Consider the following 5,967-nt stretch of genomic DNA (forward strand, 5'->3'; position numbering starts at 1 on the left):
GCGGTGCGCGCCAACGCCGGCCTGCTGCTGACCAGTTGGGGGCAGCTCGGTGCCAGCGGCGAACAGCTCGCGCTGTCCCCGGTCTACCGTGAACTCGACAGCGCCTGGCAGCTCGCCGATACCCTCAGCCAGAGCGCCGCCGAACACGACGCCGAAGCGCTGGAGGTGCGCGGCGACATCAAGCGGGCCAGCGAGGACGCCAAGGCCACCTACGGTGAGTCCAGCGGGGCAGCGTCTGGCCAGGACGTTGACCAGTCCGCCGATCAGTCCACCGCCAAAGGCGCAAGCCTGGCAGGGCGGGGCGAGGCCGGGCGGCTAGAGAGCCCCTGGTTGCACCTGGCCTCACCCGCCGGCATCGCCATGAGCACCCCGCAGTCGACCCATTTCGCCCAGGGCAAGTCGCTGACGGTGACCAGCGGCGAGGACATCAACCTGGCCGCCGGGCGTAGCCTGATCGGCGCGTTTTCCGAACGCCTGTCGCTGTTTATCCAGCGCGCCGGGATCAAGCTGTTCGCCGCCCAGGGCAAGGTCGAGGTGCAGGCCCAGAGTGACGCGATGGCCCTGACCGCCGAGAAGACCCTGAGCGTGACCTCCACCGAGGACAGCGTGGAAGTCAGTGCCGCCAAGGAGATCCTGCTCACCTGCGCCGGCGCCTATGTGCGGCTCAAGGACGGCAATATCGAAGTGCATGCCCCGGGCAAGATCGACATCAAGGGTGCCCAGCACAACTTTTCAGGCCCCGCGAGCCTGGAGGGTGCGTTACCAGAACTGCCCGAAGGAGGGTGTGAAAGCCAGCTTAAGGGAGCGGAGCAGACGCGGGCAGGTGCTACTCCGTTGGGGAGGTCCTGAGATGTCGAGCCACCACCCCATTGTTGAAAGCCTGCCGGTTGAATGGTTGACCAAATATTCGTATGCGTTGCTCAACCCGCTAAACGTCGAGCAAGACGACTGGAAAGGCTTGCCCGCCATACCGTTGGCGCCGACGAAAGCCAAGATGCGGCCACACATATTGCCTCAGTTAATCAGCTTGAAGGGGCTGTCTCACGATGATCGAAAGACCATCTTCGAGCGCATCCTTCGTTATCAGAAGCGTGGCGTCTCCTACTTCTGTGCGTTGCTCGCCAGCCATGCCACCGCTGACGATGTCGCGGCGCATCTCAAGCATCACCTGGTCCAACGTCGTCCAGGAGACCCGAGGCACTGGTGGTTGCGCTATTACGATCCACATGTTTTTCGACACTTTTCCTGGATATTTGAACCGGAACAGGTTGATAGGTTACTTGGCCCCATCACCGAATGGGTTTGGCCGGATGAGAAGGGGCAATGGTACTGTCGAAGCCATCGGCCTTATATGGAAGCGTCGATCTTCCATTTAATGCCAACTTCATCTCAGTGGAAGCGCATCGATAACGTGGTTGAAGTAAACCGAATGATTGACCATTTGGTGATTCGAATGCCGCAGCTACACCAGTCACCCTCTCTATGGGCACTGATCGATCACCTGTTTGAAAAAGCAGATGATGTCCTGTCGTCGGAGGATACGTACGGGCGAATACTTTTTGTTGAACAGGGTGTGCGCTTTCACCCTCAGATACATTCGCATCCGATATTGGCCGAGCGTATTGCTTGTATACAAGGGCGAGGCGTCGATTATCGCGAGGTATGCTTTGACCTTGACGAGGTTGATATGAAACGCATGGCTGGTGAAGTAAATAAGCAATATTATACATGGGGGCGGTGATGAGCAAAAAAAATCAGCGGTCTATAGCCGAGTGTCCATACTGTGAAAAAAAAGGACTTCCTGTTTTGCCGCTGCGCTATGCAGTAGCACGTACGGATGTTGTGGAGAAGACGCAAGCACCACGACTTGACTACCCTTTCGGTGTGGGAGTAGAAGACGTAGAGCTGCCAGAAGGGCAAGTATATACACTTCGACTTCTGCGCCCGGGATACCTGTATGTTTATCACGAAGTCAGGAGTACTTGGAGCGGGTACTTAGTGACTCCAATGGGGTTTTTATATCCCTACGTTCTTGAGATTGATCATGATGTTTTGGTCGCAATGAATCCAAACGAAATTCAGGGAGGTATTGACGCACTACTTCAGCCTCCATCGAAAGGTGAAGAGATTACTTGTAAGGATAATCCCGAACATCATTACCCTGGACGTTGTATTACTATTCTTGATCCTGAGAATGGTGGGGATGTTTACTTTGCATATTCTGAAACGGCTTGGACGAAGCGTGTCTGGCACGAGCATGCAACTAATGCACACGTTGGTGAAGGTGCAAGTCGTCGACGTGATCAGATGCGTTGTATTTCACTTTCGGATTGGCGCGGTATTCCAGCAAAATATGGCAATGATAAAAAAAAGCCGCTGTCACTTGGCACACCAGGTGGGAAAGGCAAGCATGCGGCGCCGCTCAGAGAACTCAGTGACAGACTGGCCGAATCGCGTTACCCATGGAGCCGTACCGGTATTCGTGATCAGCAGGATGACGCCTCTTGGCCGCCCCCGACCTCGCTAGGCTCGAGCGTATCTGACATCATCGGGGTGCAAGGGCAGATTGATGGTCTGATTGAATGGGCCGAAATCCAGGCAAATGCTGATGATATGTTACCGATGATGGTAGCGCTGGATGATCCTGCTGGAATCACCTATGACCTTGCGTCCTTGATGACCGCTCGAACAAAGCAGTTTTTAGAATCACCTGAGCATAGGTGGCAAGTCGTAACGGCATCGATGATTAATGGGGTAGAGGAGGCTATCAGGGAAAGGGCAATAACCGAAGTTTTGGAGAGGGCTAGAGAACGAGCAGATCGTACATACGATCAAATACAAAAGGACAGAGCTATTACTCAAAGTTCGGGGGGGCCAGGGTGGGAGTCGACTCCGGCGTTAGATGAATACTATAGTAGGGAGGCTATCAGAGAGCGTAACTATGATGCGGTCGAAAGTGAGTATGTGAAACAGTGTGCGGACGATGCATGGGCAAAATATGACAAGATGTTGGCTCGAAGCAGTCCTGGTGAAGATGATGGTCCCACAATGATGGAAAGGTGGGAAAGGGAAGAATTCGGGCCAGCGAAGGAAAGATTCGAAAGAGAAGTGATGGCTCCTCTGGGTGACGCTTATAAAAAGTGGTTAAAGTCTAAGTGTTTACTTGTCTATCTTGAGGCTAACCACGATGATAGTGACACTGAATCGGGTGTAGCGTTTGCCGCGACTGTTGCGCGCTGTTTAGCAGATACGCAGCAGTATAAAACGTTACATGATCAGTACGTTGCCTGGTTAAGCAGTGTAGACGTATCACGTGACAACTTGTTGCTGCGCGGTCTTTTGGTTGACTCAAGCAAGCTAAAGTCAGAGATGACTAGCTCAATAAATAATATTGATGTCAGTCACGGTGACGTAATTAGTCTGCCGTGGCAGGGTGTAATAGCCGCGTACCTCAAGGTGTTTGAAGATTTGCCGGAACACAAGGGTACGTTGGGAAGGTTATTGGCAGCGATAATCTCTCCCTATGTCAAATTATTGAAGGATGAGCCTACGGCTAGAACGAAGCCAGCCTTCCTGCTTCTCGGTATGATCGCCGAGAGGCCGATAGTAAAAATATCTGTGAACGATGCCACGTTAAGAATGGTTGTTGCAGACCTCAGAAAGAGCATGGGAGAAGTTAACCGACGCTTTGGCAACGTGGATGCAGAAATTTTTGACCGTAGAATGCTGATGGCTACAAGGCACGCTGCTGAAATATCCGGAGCAGTTGGTGGTCGAGGGAACTATCGAGTAAGTTACGATTATTATAAGATTCTTGATGTTGCAGATGCAATAGATGACCAAGGAGCCATAAGAGCCGCATCAGCAAGCCTTATGTCAGAACCGGTAAGCCAACATTTATCCCATGCAGCATTGACGGGGTCGGCCTGGGGAGCCTTGGCCAATCGTAATATACAGTTAAGTATCGTTAGTATGATTATAGGTGGAACAACGCTCTTATTTCAGGCGAATACAATATTCGAAGCCACGGACGCAAAGAGTAAGTTTCTTATTGGGAGCAAGTTGATAGCTATTACAGCGGGAACAGTAGGAGCTGCATTTGAATTGGGACATGCGTTACTGAGTCGAAGAGCTCTGTTCGGTGGTAGGTTGCAGATATGGGAGAGTAGCAGGCTTAACAGCGGCCTTTTGGGTGGAGTTCGTGTATTTGGTTCTGTTTCCGCTTTTTTGTTTAGTGGTCTTGACTTTTATGCCACGAAGAATGCCCTTGAAAGAGGTCAGAATCTTGAGGCTTTTTTATATTTTTGTTCTTCACTGGCAGGGGGGGGCATCGTTTTTGTTAATAACTTTTGTTAGCAGAAATGCCATTCTTGCAACTATCACTGTGCCCGGATGGGGGTGGATATTGGCCGGCATAGCAGTTGCAGTAAATATAGCGTTGTTTATTGTGGTGAAAGATAGCCTTCAACATTGGATTCGCCGCTCTTATTTTGGTGTTGATAGAAATCATGATGGCTTTGCTGACTTTAAATCTCAAACAGAAGCAATGAAAGAACTCTTTGATTAGGAGGTGGTATGGATTTAGTGGGATTGACAAATGGTAAGTTTCATGGTTTTCCTGTTCGCCGCAAATTGCGAAAGGAAGAAATTGATTCGGAAATTAGCAAAAGTAGGGAACAGGAAACTCCAGCAAGAGATTTGATATCTGTTATAAAGATCAATGATTGCTATATGGAGATGGTGGATCGTTGGTACGTCCATAAAGGACAAGGTGTATTTGCTGGTGTTATGTTTTTCATGCTTGGCGGCCTTGGCCTTTCAGTAGTGGGTCTGGCCACGCTTCTAGGCGGCGACTGGTTGTTTTTCATATTTGTAGTAGTGACGTGCGCTGGTCCTATTGCTCTTGGTTGGTCATTTTTTCGTTTGGAGGCATTTCAGTTGACACACTACCCAGTGCGCCTAAACAGAAAGAGCAGAATGGTTTATGCTATTCTACCTAGAGGAGATATGGTTAAAGTGAAGTGGGAAGATATTTTTGTCTATTTGGCAGAAAATAAAATCGCTTGGTTTCCTAAGTCGTTCTACGAGATTAGGGCGCATGTTCTTGATGGAGATCGAAAAAATGTGTTACAAACATTTTCTCTTGGATACCCTGCTTGGGGTGAAAAGGAGTATGCGCTAGGAATATGGGAATTTATTCGTCGCTATATGGAGGAACCCGATGGATACGAAAAAAATTCAGATTTAATTGAGTTATGTATGCCTGTCGACAAGGAGAGAGAGAGTTTGTCTTTTTGAATCGTTAGAGGGCTTGGCATGCTAGCTTTTTCCCCTATTGCTCAGTTGCTTCTTTCTCCTCTTTATGTGCCGTTGGTCTGGGGGCGAATGGTGGCTGTATATACCAGCAAAAGACCTCAATGGCCGGACGATGTGGAGGCCCAGTGCCAAACTGAAAAGGATGACCCCTATGCTAAGACTGCAGATGATAATGCACCATTTAGTTTCGTCGAAGGCACTTGGCCTATTATATGTTTCTGCATTGGTAGTTTAATTACTCTTTCAGGGATTATCTGGGCGGCTTATACTTATTTCATGATGTTTGTCAATGGATAGTAGAGGAGCGTATTATTTTTAATGTTATGCACATGGCAGAGCCTCAACTTTCCGACCTTTAGGTACTTCGTGATTATCCTGCATTAGAGTGTGTCTGCATAAGTTTTCTTCAAAAAATCGACGCCTCCGGGTCGCTATCTGACAAGCATGTAGCGCTTGGTCAAAAACGAAGGACCTCCACTTGTTGTCACGTCGATCTGAGCGGAAAGCTGTGGAACTTGACGGTCTCAACCTACAAGCGCAACACTATTGGAGTGCCGGAGATCCGGGCACTGACTTCTGGAGAACCTCCGCGTATACCTCCAGAGGCGTCTTGGCGTTCAACGTCTCTCTAGGCCTGGTATTGAGTGAGTC

Annotated in this window: 5 protein-coding genes; all 5 read left to right on the forward strand. The window is 49.9% G+C overall.

The genetic code is table 11. From position 1 onward, the window contains the following. On the forward strand, positions 1 to 849 hold an 849-nt coding region (locus tag RBB39_RS22490), incomplete at its 5' end, for a DUF2345 domain-containing protein (RefSeq protein WP_306169430.1). 1 nt (position 850) lies between these two features. After that, a complete protein-coding gene (locus tag RBB39_RS22495) occupies positions 851 to 1,741 on the forward strand; it encodes a DUF4123 domain-containing protein (protein ID WP_083970667.1) in 891 nt (296 codons plus the stop codon). Further along, positions 1,741 to 4,356, forward strand: coding sequence for a T6SS effector BTH_I2691 family protein (locus RBB39_RS22500; protein ID WP_306169431.1), 2,616 nt, complete (start codon positions 1,741 to 1,743; stop codon positions 4,354 to 4,356). The genes RBB39_RS22495 and RBB39_RS22500 overlap by 1 nt, the downstream gene beginning before the upstream one ends. A 219-nt stretch (positions 4,357 to 4,575) precedes the next feature. Beyond that, a complete protein-coding gene (locus tag RBB39_RS22505; RefSeq protein ID WP_306169432.1) occupies positions 4,576 to 5,298 on the forward strand; it encodes a DUF6708 domain-containing protein in 723 nt (240 codons plus the stop codon). Positions 5,299 to 5,316: 18 nt separating this feature from the next. Beyond that, the gene (locus RBB39_RS22510) at positions 5,317 to 5,613 is read left to right on the forward strand and encodes a hypothetical protein (protein ID WP_306169433.1); all 297 of its coding nucleotides are present in this window, start codon (positions 5,317 to 5,319) and stop codon (positions 5,611 to 5,613) included. Positions 5,614 to 5,967 lie beyond the last annotated feature (354 nt).

Source organism: Halomonas sp. MMSF_3323 (genome assembly GCF_030733595.1).
GTDB classification, from domain to species: Bacteria; Pseudomonadota; Gammaproteobacteria; order Pseudomonadales; family Halomonadaceae; genus Halomonas; species Halomonas litopenaei.